The organism is Pseudomonas sp. 31 R 17 (genome assembly GCF_900004915.1).
Classification (GTDB): Bacteria; Pseudomonadota; Gammaproteobacteria; order Pseudomonadales; family Pseudomonadaceae; genus Aquipseudomonas; species Aquipseudomonas orientalis_A.
This window is the reverse complement of record NZ_CVTN01000074.1, coordinates 116,778-134,117: the sequence shown is the minus strand read 5'-3', so window position 1 is coordinate 134,117 and position 17,340 is coordinate 116,778. Positions and strand designations below refer to the sequence as shown.

15 protein-coding genes are annotated in these 17,340 nt (G+C 60.5%); 5 read left to right on the top strand and 10 right to left on the bottom strand.

What is annotated here, in order from left to right; translation table 11 throughout:
- Window positions 1–201 precede the first annotated feature (201 nt).
- The gene (gene glyA / locus BFP89_RS18840; protein ID WP_057724972.1) at window positions 202–1,455 is read left to right on the top strand and encodes a serine hydroxymethyltransferase; all 1,254 of its coding nucleotides are present in this window, start codon (window positions 202–204) and stop codon (window positions 1,453–1,455) included.
- Between the two features lie 178 nt (window positions 1,456–1,633).
- Here the strand turns inward: glyA and yjiA are convergent, their stop codons facing one another.
- The 6 genes from yjiA to katB all read right to left on the bottom strand — a co-directional run bounded on the left by yjiA (window position 1,634) and on the right by katB (window position 8,895).
- Window positions 1,634–2,596 carry a GTPase gene (yjiA, locus tag BFP89_RS18835; protein WP_065886914.1) on the bottom strand — a complete coding sequence of 321 codons (963 nt, stop codon included), beginning with the start codon at window positions 2,594–2,596 and terminating at the stop codon, window positions 1,634–1,636.
- A gap of 154 nt (window positions 2,597–2,750) precedes the next feature.
- Window positions 2,751–2,948, bottom strand: coding sequence for a YbdD/YjiX family protein (locus BFP89_RS18830; RefSeq protein ID WP_003176208.1), 198 nt, complete (start codon window positions 2,946–2,948; stop codon window positions 2,751–2,753).
- A 15-nt stretch (window positions 2,949–2,963) separates the two neighbouring features.
- Entirely contained in the window at window positions 2,964–5,030 is a 2,067-nt protein-coding gene (locus BFP89_RS18825) for a carbon starvation CstA family protein (RefSeq protein ID WP_065886913.1), read from the bottom strand.
- Window positions 5,031–5,263: 233 nt separating this feature from the next.
- On the bottom strand, window positions 5,264–6,631 hold the full coding sequence (radA, locus tag BFP89_RS18820) for a DNA repair protein RadA (protein WP_032884669.1): 1,368 nt from the start codon (window positions 6,629–6,631) through the stop codon (window positions 5,264–5,266).
- Window positions 6,632–6,666: 35 nt separating this feature from the next.
- On the bottom strand, window positions 6,667–7,215 hold the full coding sequence (locus tag BFP89_RS18815; RefSeq protein WP_065886912.1) for an ankyrin repeat domain-containing protein: 549 nt from the start codon (window positions 7,213–7,215) through the stop codon (window positions 6,667–6,669).
- Window positions 7,216–7,353: 138 nt separating this feature from the next.
- Complete coding sequence (katB, locus tag BFP89_RS18810; protein WP_065886911.1) at window positions 7,354–8,895, bottom strand: catalase KatB; 1,542 nt, start codon at window positions 8,893–8,895, stop codon at window positions 7,354–7,356.
- A 287-nt stretch (window positions 8,896–9,182) separates the two neighbouring features.
- On the opposite strand from katB, the gene mscL reads away from it, so the two are divergent.
- Complete coding sequence (gene mscL, locus BFP89_RS18805) at window positions 9,183–9,599, top strand: large-conductance mechanosensitive channel protein MscL (RefSeq protein WP_065886910.1); 417 nt, start codon at window positions 9,183–9,185, stop codon at window positions 9,597–9,599.
- A 39-nt stretch (window positions 9,600–9,638) separates the two neighbouring features.
- Here the strand turns inward: mscL and BFP89_RS18800 are convergent, their stop codons facing one another.
- Window positions 9,639–10,415 carry a ferredoxin--NADP reductase gene (locus BFP89_RS18800; RefSeq protein ID WP_065886909.1) on the bottom strand — a complete coding sequence of 259 codons (777 nt, stop codon included), beginning with the start codon at window positions 10,413–10,415 and terminating at the stop codon, window positions 9,639–9,641.
- A gap of 428 nt (window positions 10,416–10,843) precedes the next feature.
- Here BFP89_RS18800 and BFP89_RS18795 point away from each other — a divergent pair, with 428 nt between their 5' ends.
- Window positions 10,844–11,554, top strand: a complete 711-nt coding sequence (locus tag BFP89_RS18795; protein ID WP_065886908.1) for a helix-turn-helix transcriptional regulator — start codon at window positions 10,844–10,846, stop codon at window positions 11,552–11,554.
- A gap of 142 nt (window positions 11,555–11,696) precedes the next feature.
- Window positions 11,697–12,821, top strand: a complete 1,125-nt coding sequence (locus BFP89_RS18790; RefSeq protein WP_065886907.1) for a methyltransferase — start codon at window positions 11,697–11,699, stop codon at window positions 12,819–12,821.
- Between the two features lie 68 nt (window positions 12,822–12,889).
- Here BFP89_RS18790 and BFP89_RS18785 read toward each other — a convergent pair whose 3' ends face one another.
- The 3 genes from BFP89_RS18785 to BFP89_RS18775 are packed head-to-tail and all read right to left on the bottom strand — an operon-like array spanning window position 12,890 to window position 15,518.
- Window positions 12,890–13,057: a DUF2474 domain-containing protein gene (locus BFP89_RS18785; protein WP_065886906.1), complete on the bottom strand. Its 168-nt coding sequence runs from the start codon at window positions 13,055–13,057 to the stop codon at window positions 12,890–12,892.
- A 12-nt stretch (window positions 13,058–13,069) separates the two neighbouring features.
- The gene (cydB, locus tag BFP89_RS18780; RefSeq protein WP_065886905.1) at window positions 13,070–14,077 is read right to left on the bottom strand and encodes a cytochrome d ubiquinol oxidase subunit II; all 1,008 of its coding nucleotides are present in this window, start codon (window positions 14,075–14,077) and stop codon (window positions 13,070–13,072) included.
- Window position 14,078: 1 nt separating this feature from the next.
- On the bottom strand, window positions 14,079–15,518 hold the full coding sequence (locus tag BFP89_RS18775; protein ID WP_065886904.1) for a cytochrome ubiquinol oxidase subunit I: 1,440 nt from the start codon (window positions 15,516–15,518) through the stop codon (window positions 14,079–14,081).
- A gap of 319 nt (window positions 15,519–15,837) precedes the next feature.
- On the opposite strand from BFP89_RS18775, the gene BFP89_RS18770 reads away from it, so the two are divergent.
- Window positions 15,838–17,088, top strand: coding sequence for an MFS transporter (locus tag BFP89_RS18770; protein WP_065886903.1), 1,251 nt, complete (start codon window positions 15,838–15,840; stop codon window positions 17,086–17,088).
- Window positions 17,089–17,340 lie beyond the last annotated feature (252 nt).

Genomic DNA, 17,340 nt, shown 5'->3' with positions numbered 1-17,340 from the left:
CGGGGGCAAGCCCCCTCCCACATTTTGATCTGCGAACACATTCAAGTGTGGGAGGGGACTTGCCCCGATGAGGCCGGCACAGTCACCACCCACACCCAGATGAGCCCCACTTGTCCGCGACATGATGTCCTTTCATATGCCATCCAAAACCCATTGGGTTAGAATGCCCTCCTTTTCTGCCCCCGATCCTTGAGGACCGCCATGTTCAGCCGTGATTTGACTATTGCCAAGTACGACGCCGATCTCTTCGCCGCCATGGAGCAAGAAGCCGTGCGCCAGGAAGAGCACATTGAGCTGATCGCTTCGGAAAACTACACCAGCCCTGCGGTGATGGAGGCTCAAGGTTCGGTGCTGACCAACAAGTACGCCGAAGGTTACCCAGGCAAGCGCTACTACGGCGGTTGCGAATACGTCGACGTGGTTGAGCAACTGGCCATCGACCGTGCCAAAGAGCTGTTCGGCGCCGATTACGCCAACGTCCAGCCCCACGCCGGTTCCCAAGCCAACAGCGCGGTGTACCTGGCCCTGCTGCAAGGTGGCGATACCATCCTGGGCATGAGCCTGGCCCACGGCGGCCACCTGACCCACGGCGCCAGCGTGTCCTCCTCCGGCAAGCTGTACAACGCCGTTCAATATGGTATCGATGCCAACGGCCTGATCGACTACGACGAAGTCGAGCGCCTGGCGGTCGAGCACAAGCCAAAAATGATCGTGGCCGGTTTCTCCGCCTACTCGCAGATCCTCGATTTCCCACGCTTCCGTGAAATCGCTGACAAGGTCGGCGCCTATCTCTTTGTGGACATGGCTCACGTTGCAGGCCTGGTCGCTGCGGGCGTCTATCCGAACCCGGTGCCTTACGCCGATGTGGTCACCACCACTACCCACAAGACCCTGCGCGGTCCACGTGGCGGCCTGATCCTGGCGCGCGCCAATGCCGAGATCGAGAAAAAGCTCAACTCCGCCGTATTCCCGGGCGCCCAGGGTGGCCCGCTGGAACACGTGATCGCGGCCAAGGCGATCTGCTTCAAGGAAGCGCTGCAGCCTGAGTTCAAGACCTACCAGCAACAAGTGGTCAAGAACGCCAAGGCCATGGCCGGCGTGTTCATCGAGCGCGGTTTTGACGTGGTGTCCGGCGGTACCGAAAACCACCTGTTCCTGCTGTCGCTGATCAAGCAGGACATTTCCGGTAAAGATGCTGACGCTGCCCTGGGCAAAGCCTTCATCACCGTGAACAAGAACTCCGTGCCGAACGACCCACGTTCACCGTTCGTCACCTCCGGCCTGCGCTTCGGCACCCCGGCTGTGACCACCCGTGGCTTCAAGGAAGCCGAGTGCAAGGAACTGGCCGGCTGGATCTGCGACATCCTGGCGGACCTGAACAACGAAGCCGTGATCGACGCGGTACGTGAGAAGGTCAAGGCCATCTGCAAGAAGCTGCCGGTGTACGGAGCTTGATTGCAGTTGCTTGAATGAGAAGCCCGGCTCTTGAGCCGGGCTTTTTTATTCCAATTTGAAATGCAATCAAGTGTGGGAGGGGGCTTGCCCCCGATGGCAATCTATCAGTCGCTGCCTGTGGTGACTGACACTCAGCTATCGGGGGCAAGCCCCCTCCCACATTGGGTTGCATTTCAAGTCAGGTGGGTTGGTAGACCCTGGCAAAGCCTTGGCGAATCTTGTCTTCCGGCAATTCATCGGCAATAAACACAATCACACTTTCCCGCGTCTCGCCCTCGGCCCACTCGGTGTCCCAGTCGAAACCGTAGAGCTTCAGCACGCCCTGAAACACCATGCGCCGATCCTCTCCGGCAATGTTCAGCACGCCCTTGTAGCGCAGCAGTTGCTTGCCATGGTCTTCCAACAGTTCGTTCATGAACTCACTGAGGCGATCGATATCCAGCGGTTGGTCGGTGCGCAGCACCAGGCTGGAAATACGGTCGACCGATGGCGCAGCACTGACCGGGCGCAGGCTCATGCCGGCGTTGAGGTTGAAGCCGCGCACATCCAGTAACTCGGCCAGGTCGATCTTGCCATGCTCCACCACCCGGATCGGTGCGCGGCGATTGATGCGGGTCAGGCGTTCGCTGACGGCGTTGAAGGAGGCTTCGTCTACCAGGTCGCGCTTGCTCACCAGCAGGCGGTCGGCAAAGCCGATCTGGGCCTGGGCGATGGTCTGGGTCAGGTGTTGCTCGGCGTGGGCCGCGTCCACCAGGGTGATGATGCCGTCGAGGATATAGCGCTCGCGCAGTTCCTCATCGATGAAAAAGGTCTGGGCCACCGGCGCGGGATCGGCCAGGCCGGTGCACTCGATCACCAGGCGGTCGAAGGCGATTTCACCGCGGTCCAGCCGCTCGAGCAGCAAGTACAGCGCCTTGGTCAGGTCGGTGTGGATGGTGCAGCACACGCAGCCGTTGGAGAGGGTCATGACCTGTACCGGCTCTGCGCCCAACAGTTGGGTATCGATGCCGGCATCACTGAATTCGTTTTCGATCACGGCGATCTTCAAGCCGTGTTCGGCCTTGAGCAGATGGCGCAGCAAGGTGGTCTTGCCGGCGCCGAGAAAGCCGCTGAGCACGGTGACCGGAATGGGAGAGGACACAGACAGTTCTCCTTATATCTGAAGGAACACAAAACAAATGTGGGAGGGGGCTTGCCCCCGATGGCGGTGTGTCAGGCACTGATGTGTCGCTGATACACCGCTATCGGGGGCAAGCCCCCTCCCACATGGAATCACTACTGGCCCGAGTGCCGGGTCAGCAGCACTTGGGCCCACCCTTGCCGCCGTAACGGGCCTCCTGGCGTTCGCGGAAGAACGCCTTGTAGTCCATCATCGGCTTGTCCGGGTGCTTGGTTTGCATATGCTCGACGTACGTGTCGTAGTCGGGCATGCCGACCATCAGGCGCGCGGCCTGACCGAGGTATTTACCGAGGCGACTGATGTCATTGAACATGGGTGCAATCCTCGGTTATGCGTCCGGTACGGCCTGAAACGGCGCTTCTTTATCCGTACGCTCTTTGTTGCCCCAGGCGGCAATGCCGACCTTGAGCGCATAGAACAGGATGCTGAACACCACGAACAGGAACAGCGCCGTCAGCGTTGCGTTGGTGTAGGCGTTGTAGATCACGTGCTGCATCTGGTCGATGCTCTTGGCCGGGGCGAGGATCTGGCCGTTGGCCAGGGCATCGCTGTATTTCTTCGCCAGCGACAGGAAGCCGATTGCCGGGTTGGCGTCGAACAGCTTGATAAAGCCCGCCGTGGTGGTGCAGATCAACAGCCAGACGGCCGGCACCAGGGTCACCCAAATGTAGCGCTGACGCTTCATTTTGATCAGCACAACCGTGGCGAGCATCAGCGCGATCCCGGCCAGCATCTGGTTGGAGATACCGAACAGCGGCCACAAGGTGTTGATGCCGCCCAGTGGGTCGATCACGCCCTGGTACAGCAGGTAACCCCACATCGCCACACAACCGGCGGTGGCGATCAGGTTGGCGGTCCAGGATTCGGTGCGCTTGAGCGACGGCACGAAGGAGCCGAGCAGGTCCTGCAGCATGAAACGACCGGCACGGGTACCGGCGTCGACCGCCGTCAGGATGAACAGCGCTTCGAACAGGATCGCAAAGTGGTACCAGAACGCCATGGTGTTTTCACCCGGCAGTACGCTGTGCAGGATCTGCGCGATACCGACCGCCAGGGTCGGTGCACCGCCGGCACGGGCCAGGATGGTGGTTTCACCGATGTCATGGGCCACGGCCGACAGCGCCTCGGGGGTGATTGCAAAGCCCCAGCTGCTGACGGTCTGCGCCACGGTCACCACGTCGCTACCGACAATCGCCGCCGGGCTGTTCATGGCGAAGTACACGCCAGGCTCGATCACCGACGCGGCAACCATCGCCATGATGGCCACGAACGACTCCATCAGCATGCCGCCGTAACCGATGTAGCGCGCATGGCTTTCATTGGCCAGCAGCTTGGGCGTGGTGCCCGAGGAGATCAGCGCATGGAAGCCGGAGACCGCGCCACAGGCAATGGTGATGAACAGGAACGGGAACAGGCCGCCCTTCCACACCGGACCGGTGCCGTCGATGAACTGGGTAAGCGCCGGCATTTTCAGGTCAGGCATGGTGACCAGGATGCCAATCGCCAGCGCGATGATGGTGCCGATTTTCAGGAAGGTCGACAGGTAGTCACGCGGGGCCAGGATCAGCCACACCGGGAGTACTGCGGCAACAAAACCGTAGCCGATCAGCATCCAGGTGATCTGGATCCCGGTAAAGGTGAAGGCCTTGGCCCACACCGGGTCAGCGGCGATCTGCCCGCCCAGCCAGATCGAACCCAGCAGCAACAGCACGCCGATGATCGAAATCTCGCCAATGCGGCCCGGACGGATGTAGCGCATGTAAATGCCCATGAACATCGCGATCGGGATGGTCGCCATCACCGTGAAGATGCCCCACGGGCTCTCGGCCAGGGCCTTGACCACGATCAGCGCCAACACCGCAAGGATGATGATCATGATCAGGAAGCAGCCGAACAGCGCGATGGTCCCGGGAATGCGGCCCATCTCTTCGCGGACCATGTCGCCCAGGGAACGGCCGTTACGCCGCGTGGACAGGAACAGGATCATGAAGTCCTGCACCGCACCGGCCAGCACCACGCCGGCAATCAGCCACAGCGTGCCGGGCAGGTAACCCATTTGCGCCGCCAATACCGGACCGACCAGAGGGCCCGCGCCGGCAATGGCCGCAAAGTGGTGACCGAAAAGGATGTGTTTGTTGGTCGGCACGTAGTCCAGACCGTCGTTGTTGACCACTGCGGGGGTTGCTCGCCGTGGGTCCAGTTGCATCACGTTATTGGCGATGAACAGGCTGTAGTACCGGTAAGCGACCAGGTAGATGGCCACCGCAGCGACCACAATCCACAAGGCGTTGATCGCCTCGCCGCGGCGCAAGGCCACTACGCCGAGGGCGCATGCTCCTACGATTGCCAGCACCAGCCAGGGTAGATGGCGTAGCAGGCTATTATTATTTTTCATTTTTATATTCCAGCCAGGGTGGACAGAAAGGACAGCCAGCCCGAGTTTAGCGCTGTTGGCCTTAAAGGCCACCCCCCTACCTTGGTCTAGAGCCTTGCCGAGGCAAAAAAAGCAGAAATAAAGGCTGGATGATGGCGCAGCGGTGGCGGCATTGCTGGAAACCTGGAATCCACACTGGTCAAAATGTGGGAGGGGGCTTGCCCCCTCCCCTATTGGCTTCAGGGTGTTGCTGATTATTCGAACAGCGCATCCAGCGCCTGTTCCAGGCGCGTGACCCCAATCACCTGCAATCCCGGCGGCATTTCCTTCGGCGCATTGCCCTTGGGCACGATCGCCCGCTTGAAGCCATGCTTGGCCGCCTCTTTCAAGCGCTCCTGGCCACTGGGCACCGGGCGCACTTCGCCCGACAACCCCACCTCGCCAAACACCAGCAAGTCATGGGGCAACGGCCGGTTGCGCAGGCTGGACATCACCGCCGCCATCAACGCCAGGTCGGACGCGGTCTCCAGCACCTTGACCCCGCCCACCACGTTGAGGAAGACGTCCTGATCGTGAGTCGGAATGCCGCCATGGCGGTGCAATACCGCCAGCAGCATGGCCAGGCGGTTCTGGTCCAGGCCGAGGGTGACCCGGCGCGGGTTGGCCAGGTGGCTGTCATCCACCAGCGCCTGGACTTCCACCAGCATCGGCCGGGTGCCTTCCCACGTCGCCATCACCACGCTGCCCGGGACTTCTTCCTGGGCGCGGGTAAGAAAGATCGCCGACGGATTGGAGACTTCTTTCAGCCCGCGGTCGGTCATGGCAAATACACCCAACTCGTTTACCGCGCCAAAACGGTTCTTCACCGCCCGCAGCAACCGCAGGCGGCCATCGGATTCACCTTCGAAATACAGCACGGTATCCACCATGTGCTCCAGCACTCGCGGCCCGGCCAGCGCGCCTTCCTTGGTCACGTGGCCGACCAGGAAGATCGCCGTGCCGCTCTGCTTGGCATAGCGCACCAACAGCGCCGCGCTTTCACGCACCTGGGATACGCCGCCGGGCGCCGACTGCAATTGCTCGGTGAAAATCGTCTGGATCGAGTCGATCACCATGACCTTGGGCTTTTCGATGCGCGCCGTGGCGATGATGCTTTCGATGCAGGTTTCGGTCATGACCCGCAGTTGGTCCTGGGGCAGGCCCAGACGACGGGCGCGCATGGCCACTTGTTGCTGGGACTCTTCCCCGGTGACGTACAGCGCCGGCATGCGGCTGGCGATGCTGCACAGGGTTTGCAGCAGGATTGTGGATTTACCGATGCCGGGGTCGCCGCCGATCAGCACGACCGAGCCGTCCACCAGGCCACCGCCCAATACCCGGTCCAGCTCGCCGGAGGCCGTGGAGAAACGCGGGATCTCTTCGACGCTGACTTCAGCCAGGGTCTTGATCTGCGCTTGTTGCCCGGTCCAACCGGCGCGGCCGGTGGGCGCTGCGGCGCCACCGCTTTCAATCATGGTTTCAGTCAGGGTGTTCCACGCACCGCACTCGCCGCACTGGCCCGCCCATTTGGGAAAGGTCGCGCCGCACTCGGTGCAGCCGTACATGCGCTTGGCCTTTGCCATTGAAGAACCTCCAACCGAAAAACCGTGATGATAGCTCAGCGCGGCGCCGGGGTCCGGATTTCACCGTTGGCCAAGCGTGAAGCGCTGTTGCCGATGGGGTCTTCGGCGTTCAGGTCGGCGCCTTTGGCCTTCAATTCGCTTAACAATTCCACGCGGTTGAATAGCCCGGCGTACATGGCGGCCGTCTGCCCCGCGCCGTTGCGTTGGTCGGGGTTGCAGTCGGTGGCCAGCAAGCGCTGGGCGATTTGCAGTTCGCCTTTGAAAATCGCGCCCATCAGCGCGGTGTTGCCGCGTTTGTCCTGCACGCAGGCGTCGGCGCCGGCGGTCAACAGGCGCTCAACGTAGGCACTCTGGCCGTGATAGGCGGCGAGGATCAAGGCGGTGTAGCCCTTGTCGTCCTGAGTATTCAGGGCGTAGCCCGATTCAATGAACGTGTTGAGCATGTCGAGGTCGCCACGGCGGGCGGCGTCGAAATAATAATCCTGAAGCTGCGCCTTGAGCGCACCAGGGTCATTGGATGGGGGTTGTTCGGCCAGCACACTGAACGAACAGCAGGCCAGCAGTGCCCATATGAACGTACGCATGATCAAGATCCTTGAGAAAGATCCCCTTGCAGGAGCGAGCTTGCTCGCGAAGAACTCAAAGGCAACGCATTCATCCAGGATGTACGCGTTATCGTTGACGTTCTTCGCGAGCAAGCTCGCTCCTACAGGAGGGCGTGATTAGTCGCTCAGTTTGTCAGCCAGTGCTTTGACACGCGCCAAGTCACCCTTGGCCACCTTGGCCACACCGGTGCCGTACTCCGGGTCGGCCTTGTAGAGGAACGACAGGATGATGTGCTTGCTTTCATCATCGGTGGTCGCCAGCGAGCCGCCGAAGTTGTCGATCAGGTCCTGACGTTCTTTCTTGCTGTAGGAGCGATACAAGTCACCGGCCTGCTTGAAGTTCTGCTCACGCTGAATCTTCGCCTGCTGGGTGCTGCCCGACAGCGGCGACTGGCTGTAGCGCGCAGCTTGTGGCTCTTCCCGTGGCAACAGGCGGCTTGGCTGGTAGTTCACGCCGGTGGTGGTCTTGCCGAAGTTCAGCGCGCCGTCCTGGTTGCCGTTGTTGATGGCGACCCGTGGGGCGTTGATCGGCAGTTGCAGGGCATTGGCGCCCAATCGGTACATTTGCGTGTCGGCGTAGGAGAACACCCGACCTTGCAGCAGGCGGTCTTCCGACGGCTCGATACCCGGCACCAGGTTGGCCGGGGCCATCGCCACTTGTTCGGTCTCCTGGAAAACATTGCCCGGGTTGCGATTGAGCACCATTTGCCCGACTTTGCGCTCCGGCACATTCGGCCAGATCTTGGTGGCGTCCAGCGGGTCGAAATCGAACTTGGCCAGGTCTTCAGGTTTCAACACCTGCACATACAGGTCCCACTTGGGGAAGTCGCCCTTGTTGATATGGGTGACCAGGTCATTGGTCATATGGCTGTAGTCACGCCCTTGCACTTCGGTGACTTGCTTGGGGTCAAGGTTCTTGATGCCTTGCAGGCTCTTCCAGTGAAACTTGACGTAGTGCACTTCACCCTTGGCGTTGATCAACTTGTAGGCATGTACGCCGTTGCCGTCCATCTCCCGGTAACTGGCCGGTGTGCCGGAGTCCGAGTACAACTCGGTCAGTGTGCGTGTGGACTCGGGAACATGGGAGAAGAAGTCGAAACGACGCGAGTCATCGTCCAGGTTAGTGCGCGGGTCCGGTTTGAACGCGTGGACCATGTCCGGGAACTTGATGGCATCGCGAATGAAGAACGTCGGGAAGTTATTACCGACCAGGTCCCAGTTGCCTTCGGCGGTATAGAACTTGGTGGCGAAGCCCCGTGGGTCGCGCAGGGTTTCCGGGGAATGGTTTCCGTGGACCACGGCCGAGAAGCGCACGAATACCGGCGTGGCTTCACCGGCGGCAAATACCTTGGCCTTGGTCAGGTCGCTGAGGTTGTCGGTCACGGTGAAGGTGCCATGGGCGCCCGTGCCGCGGGCATGCACCACGCGCTCGGGGATACGTTCGCGGTCGAAGCGCTGCAGCTTCTGAATCAATTGAACGTCCTGCAGCAGCACGGGGCCATTGGCGCCGGCCGTCTGCGAGTTCTGGTTATCGCCAACGGCGGCGCCGTTGTCACGGGTCAGGTTGGCGGCTTGCACGGAGAGGGTCAGCAGGCTGGCGGTCACCAACGCCAAGGCTTGGCGTGCCGACACGGGCCTGCGATTGATTGAATGGTTCATCAAGGTTTCCTCTGGTTTTTTTAGTGCACATTCAGTTGTGCTTGCCAGAGGCTAGTGACCTGCGGGTCAGAAGATAAATAGAAAAACCCCACAGGCGCGATTGAGAAAAAAATGTGGTAACCCGCTGAAATTGGCCGTATTCCGCGCGCGATTGGTGGCACTTTGCAAACTAATTGCGTTTTAATGTGTCGATAAAAACCAACAGTGTTAAAGGTTGTGTCGCGCGAGCCCGCTACGACTGACTTACACTGACCTCCACCCTTCTCATCTGTAACAAGGAATAACTTATGGGCGTGATCAGTGAGTTCAAGGCCTTCGCGGTCAAAGGTAATGTGGTCGACATGGCCGTCGGTATTATCATCGGCGCTGCGTTCGGCAAAATTGTTTCCTCGTTTGTAGGCGACGTGGTAATGCCGCCCCTCGGCCTGTTGATCGGTGGCGTGGACTTCGGCGACCTGGCAATCACGCTTAAAGCCGCGCAAGGCGATGCGCCCGCCGTGGTGCTGGCATACGGCAAGTTCATCCAGAGCGTGGTCGACTTTTTGATCGTCGCCTTCGCCATCTTCATGGGTGTAAAGGCGATCAACCGCCTCAAGCGCGAAGAGGCCGTAGCCCCGAGCCTGCCGCCGACGCCGACCAAGCAAGAGGTGCTGCTGGGCGAGATTCGCGACCTGCTCAAGGCACAGAACGACAAACCGCTCTGACCGGCAGATGCAAAAAGGCGCCTTGTGAGGCGCCTTTTTTTACCAGTAGTTTTCCACCGCCACCTGGCCCGGGCGTCGGCTCAGGCTCAGTTGCATGTCGCGCTGCTTGAGCAACTGGCGCGTGTCATCGACCATCTGCGGGTTGCCGCAAATCAGCACGCGGGAGTGTTGCGCCGTCAACGCGATGCCGGCCGCGCGCTCCAGCTCCCCGTTCTCGATCAAGGTGGTGATGCGCCCGTTCAATGCGCCCGTATGCCGCTCGCGGGTGACGATAGGGATGTAGATCAGCTTGTGGGCGTATTCGGCCAGGTATTCGCGCTCGCCCAGGTCCTTGATCAGCGTCTGGTATGCCAGTTCCCTGGCCTCGCGTGCGCTGTACACCAGAACGATACGTTCAAATTTCTCCCACACCTCGAAATCCTGCAGGATCGACAGGAACGGTGCCACCCCGGTGCCGGTGCCCAGCAGCCACAGATCACGCCCGTCTACAAAGCGGTTCAGCGTCAGAAAGCCCGTGGCCTGGCGCTCCACCAGCAAGCTATCGCCGACTTTCAGGCGGCTCAACTCACTGGTGAACTCGCCGCCTGGAACCACGATGGAAAAGAAATCGAGGTATTCGTCAAACGGCGACGACACGATCGAATAGGCGCGCCACACGGTACTGCCATCCGCCTTGGTGACACCCAGACGCACGAATTGGCCGGCGGTAAAGCGAAAACCGGCATCACGCGTGGTGCGCAGGGTGAAAAGGCTGGGGGTCAGCGATTGCACGTCGAGCAAGGTCTGGCGGGTAAATTTCTCAGCACTGGCCGTCATGGGGGGCTCCGTTTTGCACAGGGCCGTAGTGTCTCTCAAAGCGCGCCGCGCAAACACCGCTGATTGGTAATGGCATTACAGTCAACCGAGTCGACGGCCCTGTCAGGCGGGTAACAATCGGTGACAAAAAGCGTCCCAACATCGAACTAAACATTTCGCTATCAATACGCCCGCAATACGCAACAACACGAAGGCGAACGTACCGATAGCGTCACTTTGACATCATTCGTAAATGATTGAAAAACTGCGCTCTCTTCCATAAGTCCGACTAAAGCCCAGTCCTTGTCCACGCTGTTACAGCCTGACCCAAGGCAGTCAAGGAGTTTTTTTTTCAGCCTCACAAGTAAGACTTATCCTACACTTTCCATTCAAGTCGCATTGGGATCAGGACGTACCCAAGTCACACGAAAACCTATGGAGAGCAATCGATGGTCAAATGGCGCAATACACGGCTGCCCAAGCTTGAGGGCGAGAGCGAAATCACCAGCGTGTTTGAAATGGTCGTCAATCACACGTATGAATTAGGATTCCAACATTGCTCATTTACGATGAGTTCTCAAGCCCCAAGCAACCAAACAGACCCCATACATCTTGATAACCATCCGAGTGAATGGAGAAATATTTACAAACGAGCGCATTTCTTCGAAATAGACCCTGTTGTATCCCACTGCAAGAACAGTGTCCTGCCCATTGTCTGGGACCCGAAAACGTTTAGCAGTACCCCCCAGTTGTGGGAGTTGGCCCAGTCGTTTGGCGTGCACTTGGGCTGGACCCAGGCGGTCCATGATTTCCAGGGTGTATTCAGCATGCTCACGCTGACGCGTGGCAAAGGCGAGGTCAGCCCCGAAGAGCTTTACGAAAAAGCCGGGCAGGTGTTGTGGCTCTGCCATGCGATGCATGCAGTGGTTGCAAAAAAATACGCCGACAAAGCCCATATCAACACGCCCAGCAAGTTGACCGCACGGGAGACGGAGGTGCTCAAGTGGTCCGCCATGGGCAAGACCGCTTCCGAGATCGCGGCCATTCTCTGCCTGTCCGAGCGTACCGTGGGCTTTCATATCAGCAGTACCTTCAAGAAACTTGGCGTGCACAATAAGATCCAGGCCGTGCTCAGTGCCTCTAAAGCAGGACTGTTTTGACCCAAACAAGAAACACCGCATGTCATCGCGCTGAAAAAAAAGTAACATTTGCGGCCCATTCTGAGTGTTGATTCAGCCCTTTCACAGGTTGCCTCGCCGTTCACTCAGACGGTTCCGTCGATTACCCAGAGCCTCCCCCGCCATGCCCCTGCTTGACAGCCCCTTCGCCCAGCTCGATTTGATCCGTCAGCCCGAGCAACACAATGATCCGCTGCAAGCCTTCGATGCCGCCGACGAATACCTGCTCAACCACCTCGCCGGCCAGCAACCCCCTGCGGCAACCCGCGTGCTGGTACTCAATGACAGCTTCGGCGCCCTCGCGGCCAGCCTTGCAGGCCAGGTGCAGGTGACCTCCAGCGGGGACTCGTTCCTCGCCGCCCAAGGCCTGGAAAAAAACCTGGTGCGCAACGGCAAAGCCTTTGATGCGGTAACCTTCGTGCCGGCCAGCCAAGTGCCGGTCGGGCCATTCGATCGGGTGTTGCTGCGTGTGCCCAAGACCCTGGCGCTGCTGGAAGAACAGTTGATCCGGTTGCACGGGCAACTGGCACCGGGTGCCGAAGTGATCGCCGGGGCCATGGTCAAACACTTGCCACGCGCCGCCGGGGAACTGCTGGAGCGTTATATCGGGCCGATGCATGCCTCACTTGCGGTAAAAAAGGCCCGGCTGCTGATCGCCACCGTCGCCGACCGCCCTGCGGCAGTATCGCCCTACCCTACCCGCTACACCCTGGACACCCCGGCCATCGAATTGCTCAACCACGCCAACGTGTTCTGCCGCGAAGGCCTGGACATCGGCACGCGCGCGTTCCTGCCGCACCTGCCGAACAACCTGGGCGGCGCCCGCGTGGCCGACCTTGGCTGCGGCAACGGCGTATTGGCAATTGCCAGCGCGCTGCAAAATCCCGACGCGCACTACACCCTGGTGGACGAGTCCTTCATGGCAGTGCAGTCAGCCGCCGAAAACTGGCAGGCCGCGCTGGGCGGACGTGATGTCATCGTGCGCGCCGACGACGGCCTGGCCGGCCAGGCCCCGCAGTCGTTGGACGTGGTGCTGTGCAACCCGCCTTTCCACCAGCAGCAGGTGGTGGGCGACTTCCTCGCCTGGCGTATGTTCCAGCAGGCGCGGGAGGCGCTGGTGGTGGGTGGCGCGCTGTATATCGTCGGTAATCGTCACCTGGGTTATCACAGCAAATTGGCGCGCCTGTTCCGTGGCGTCGAACAAGTGGCGGCCACGCCCAAGTTCGTCATTCTCAAGGCGCGCAAATAAAAAAACCCTGCCCTTCCGGTAAGAAGAGCAGGGCTGAAAAACCGGGCCGCAAAGCCCGGATCGGGATGTCAGTGGGTGGTCAGCCCGGCCGCGTTCATGAACATGCGCATCAGGCTGGCGACGATAAACAAGGCCAGCACACTGCCGGTCCAGATCATCGCCAGCCATCCAAGGCGCCGCCACAGCGGCTGTTTCTCTGCCTGTTCGATATCGTGCAACGAAGGTTTGCCCGCCATGCTGCGACCCTCCTAGTGATAGCCGTCTTCATGGGTGACCTTGCCGCGGAACACGTAGTAGCTCCAGAAGGTGTAGCCCAGGATGAACGGAATGATGAACAAGGTCCCCACCAGCATGAAGCCCTGGCTTTGCGGCGGCGCGGCGGCGTCCCAGATCGAGACTGACGGTGGAATGATGTTCGGCCACAGGCTGATCCCCAGGCCGCTGTAACCCAGGAAGATCAATACCAGCGTCAGCAGGAAGGGCGTGTAGTGCGCCCGGCGTGCCACGGCGCGGAACAACCCGTACATCGTCACCAGCACCAGCAACGGCACGGGCAGGAACCAGAACAGATTCGGCAGGGTGAACCAGCGCGAGGCGATTTCGGCGTGGGTCAGCGGCGTCCAGAGGCTGACGATACCGATCACCGCCAACACCACGAAGGCCAGCGGGCGCGCCAGGTTGTGCATCTGTTCCTGCAACTTGCCTTCGGTCTTCATGATCAGCCAGGTGCAGCCGAGCAAGGCATACGCCACGATCAATGCCACGCCGCAGAACATCGTGAAGGGGGTCAGCCAGTCCAGCGAGCCGCCGGCGAACTGGCGATTCACCACCGGAATGCCATCGATAAACGCCCCCAGCGCCACGCCCTGGAAGAACGTGGCCGTCAGCGAGCCGCCGATAAACGCCTTGTCCCACAGGTGGCGCTTATGGTCCTTGGCCTTGAAGCGGAACTCGAAGGCCACGCCGCGAAAGATCAGCCCGATCAACATCAGGATCAGCGGCAGGTACAACGCCGACAACACCACCGAGTAGGCCAGCGGAAACGCACCGAACAAGCCCGCGCCGCCCAATACCAGCCAGGTTTCGTTACCGTCCCAGACGGGCGCCACAGTGTTCATCATGACGTCGCGGTCGGTCTTGCCCTTCACGAACGGAAACAGGATGCCGATGCCCAGGTCGAAGCCGTCCATCACCACGTACATCATGATGCCGAAGATGATGATCACGGCCCAGATCAGCGGAAGATCAATGCCCATCTCAATGCCCCTTGTGCTGGATGTCGTCGTGGTCGTTGTCGGTGCCATCATCGGCAGCGGACAACGGACGCGCCGGGGTACGTTTCTGGCCAGGTCCACCCTGGGTCGGCTCGGTGACCTGGTAAACCACAGGCCCTTTGCGCACCAGTCGCATCATGTAACCCAGGCCCGCGCCGAACAGCGCGAAGTACACCACCACGAACAGCACCAGGGTGATAGTCATCTGCGCCAGGCTATGCCCGGAAGAGGCATCCGCCGTGCGCATCAGCCCATAGACCACCCACGGCTGGCGGCCGATTTCGGTGGTAAACCAGCCGGCGAGAATCGCGATCAACCCTGAAGGGCCCATCCACAACGCCAGGTACAGGAACGGCTTGGACGTGTACATCTTGTCGCCGCGGCGCAGCCACAGGCTGAACAGCCCCGTGAAGATCATCAGGAAACCCAGGCCGACCATGACCCGGAACGACCAGAACACCACGGTCGAATTAGGCCGGTCTTCAGGCGGGAAGTCCTTGAGCGCCGGCACCTGTTTGTCCAGCGAGTGAGTCAGGATCAGGCTGCCCAGGTAAGGGATTTCCACCGCGTACTTGGTTTTTTCCGCCTTCATGTCCGGCCAGCCGAACAGGATCAGCGGCGTGGGCTCATTGCCGATGTTTTCCCAGTGACCTTCAATCGCGGCGATTTTGGCCGGTTGGTGCTTCAGGGTATTGAGGCCGTGGAAGTCGCCGATCACCGCCTGGATCGGCGCGACAACCAAGGCCATCCACATTGCCATCGAGAGCATCTTGCGGATCGCCGGGTTGTCCTTGCCGCGCAGCAGATGCCAGGCCGCCGACGAACCGACGAAGAACGCCGTGGCCACAAAGGCAGCGGTGGCCATGTGCGCCAGGCGGTAGGGGAACGAGGGGTTGAAGACCACGGCGAACCAATCGGTGGGGATCACGCGGCCATCGACGATCTCAAAGCCTTGGGGCGTCTGCATCCAGCTGTTGGAGGAGAGAATCCAGAACGTCGAAATCAGCGTACCGATCGCCACCATCACGGTGGAGAAGAAGTGCAGGTTGCGCCCTACCTTGTTCCAGCCAAACAGCATCACGCCCAGGAAACCGGCTTCGAGGAAGAAGGCGGTGAGCACTTCGTACGTCAGCAGCGGCCCGGTGACGGCGCCGGCGAAGTCCGAAAAGCGGCTCCAGTTGGTGCCGAACTGGTAAGCCATGACCAAGCCCGAAACCACGCCCATGCCGAAGTTGACGGCAAAGATCTTCGACCAGAAATGGTAGAGGTCACGGTAGGTGTCATTGCGGGTCTTGAGCCACAAGCCTTCCAGCACCGCAAGGTAACTGGCCAGGCCGATGGTGATCGCCGGGAACAGGATGTGAAACGAGATGGTGAACGCAAATTGAATTCGGGCGAGATCTAGCGCCTCCAAACCGAACATAAGTCTTCCTCTGTCAGGTAATACCGGCTGCGGGCTCGGAGCCTGCACCCACTGCCCCCACGGATATGGAGTGTGGCGAATTTCAATTCGTTTCTTTTTTTACCCGTCACGCAGGGAGTCTGGCCTTTCGACCGCCAGAACAATCCCCTGGCAGGTTTTGATCTGGATCAAGCATTGTTGAAAGAGTAGTCCCATTTGCGCTGTCCGGTTGTGTGGTCTTTTGCCGCGTGACAGCTTGCCTCACCCGAGTTATTGCAACTCTTTGTTACAACATAATGCTAATCTCGACGCTCCCTTCGGCCCCCGACCTGTAAGCCCAATGCCTAGCGAACCCGCGTTGCTGTTACGTCACCACCGCCCTTTCATCGCGTTCTGGCTGGCGCGGATCTTTACCGCCAGCGGCTTCCAGATGCTGACCGTGGCCATCGGCTGGAACCTCTACCAACTGACCGGCAATGTGCTGGACCTGGGATTGGTCGGCCTGGTGGAGTTCGTGCCGCGTGTGCTGTTCATGCTGCACACCGGGCACGTGGCCGATCGCTATGAGCGACGCAAGGTTGCCGCCATCTGCCAGACCGTCCAGGCGCTGATTGCCCTGTCCCTGGCCATCGGCGGGCTGACCGGCAACGTGACCCGCGAAATGATCTTCATTCTGGCGTTCCTGCTGGGCGCCGCACGTTCATTCGAAATGCCCACCACCCAGGCAATGCTGCCCAGTATCGTACCCAGCGCACTGTTCCCCCGGGCCGTGGCGTCGTCGCAATCGGCCCAGCAATTGGCGACCATCGTCGCCCCGGCCCTCGGCGGCTTGCTCTACGCGCTCGGCAGCGTGTGGGTGTACGGCCCGACTGTGGTGCTGTACCTGATCGCCTGCGGACTGACCCTGAACCTGCCCGCCCGCCAGACGCCGCTGAACAAAGGCAAGGCCACCCTCGACTCGTTGCTGGCCGGGATTCGCTTTATCCGCAGCCGGCCGGACATCCTCGGCGCCATCTCCCTGGACCTGTTCGCCGTACTGTTGGGCGGCGCCACTGCCCTATTGCCGGTGTTCGCCAAGGACATCCTGTTGACCGGCCCCTGGGGCCTGGGCCTGCTGCGCTCGGCACCGGCGGTGGGGGCGCTGCTGATGTCACTGTGGCTGGCGCGCTTTTCGGTGGACCGCAAAGTGGGACGCGTAATGTTCACCGCCGTCGGCGTGTTCGGCGTGGCGACCATCGCGTTCGGCCTGTCGACCTCGTTCTGGTTCTCCCTGGCCGTACTGGTAGTCCTCGGCGCGGCGGACATGATCAGCATGGTGATCCGGGCTTCGTTCGTGCAACTGGAAACACCGGATGAAATGCGCGGCCGAGTGAGCGCAGTCAACGGCTTGTTTATCGGCGCATCCAATCAACTGGGTGAGTTCGAATCGGGCATCACCGCGCACTGGTTCGGCACGGTGCCCGCCGTCGTCATGGGCGGCGTGGGTACGCTGGTCGTGACCGGAGTGTGGATCAAACTGTTCCCGACCCTGGCCAACCGCGACCGTATGCATGTTCCGGTGGAAGAAACGGCCTTGAAAACCACCGCCTGACCAGCTTTGACAATAAGGTCAAATGTGGCATGGGGCTTGCCCCCGATAGCCAGCCCCGGATAACCCCGGATAGCCATAGTTATCGACGCAACTTTGTAGCGCCAACCGTAACCACGATGCGCAGCGAGTCGCTCTTGATCTTGATCTGCTCTTGATCCTAGGCGCCCCGTTAAACCACGCTGGCCGAACGCAGGCTTGAATCCGTGGGCAACCCGGCAGGACGCCGGGTTAGCCGCCCCGCGCCATGGATGG

Coding starts and splice junctions, on each gene's coding strand:
- glyA (WP_057724972.1), top strand. CDS start 202: ATGTTCAGCCGTGATTTGACTATTGCCAAGTACGACGCCGATCTCTTC.
- BFP89_RS18830 (WP_003176208.1), bottom strand. CDS start 2,948: ATGTTCAATGACATCAGTCGCCTCGGTAAATACCTCGGTCAGGCCGCG.
- BFP89_RS18825 (WP_065886913.1), bottom strand. CDS start 5,030: ATGAAAAATAATAATAGCCTGCTACGCCATCTACCCTGGCTGGTGCTG.
- radA (WP_032884669.1), bottom strand. CDS start 6,631: ATGGCAAAGGCCAAGCGCATGTACGGCTGCACCGAGTGCGGCGCGACC.
- BFP89_RS18815 (WP_065886912.1), bottom strand. CDS start 7,215: ATGCGTACGTTCATATGGGCACTGCTGGCCTGCTGTTCGTTCAGTGTG.
- katB (WP_065886911.1), bottom strand. CDS start 8,895: ATGAACCATTCAATCAATCGCAGGCCCGTGTCGGCACGCCAAGCCTTG.
- mscL (WP_065886910.1), top strand. CDS start 9,183: ATGGGCGTGATCAGTGAGTTCAAGGCCTTCGCGGTCAAAGGTAATGTG.
- BFP89_RS18800 (WP_065886909.1), bottom strand. CDS start 10,415: ATGACGGCCAGTGCTGAGAAATTTACCCGCCAGACCTTGCTCGACGTG.
- BFP89_RS18795 (WP_065886908.1), top strand. CDS start 10,844: ATGGTCAAATGGCGCAATACACGGCTGCCCAAGCTTGAGGGCGAGAGC.
- BFP89_RS18790 (WP_065886907.1), top strand. CDS start 11,697: ATGCCCCTGCTTGACAGCCCCTTCGCCCAGCTCGATTTGATCCGTCAG.
- BFP89_RS18785 (WP_065886906.1), bottom strand. CDS start 13,057: ATGGCGGGCAAACCTTCGTTGCACGATATCGAACAGGCAGAGAAACAG.
- cydB (WP_065886905.1), bottom strand. CDS start 14,077: ATGGGCATTGATCTTCCGCTGATCTGGGCCGTGATCATCATCTTCGGC.
- BFP89_RS18775 (WP_065886904.1), bottom strand. CDS start 15,518: ATGTTCGGTTTGGAGGCGCTAGATCTCGCCCGAATTCAATTTGCGTTC.
- BFP89_RS18770 (WP_065886903.1), top strand. CDS start 15,838: ATGCCTAGCGAACCCGCGTTGCTGTTACGTCACCACCGCCCTTTCATC.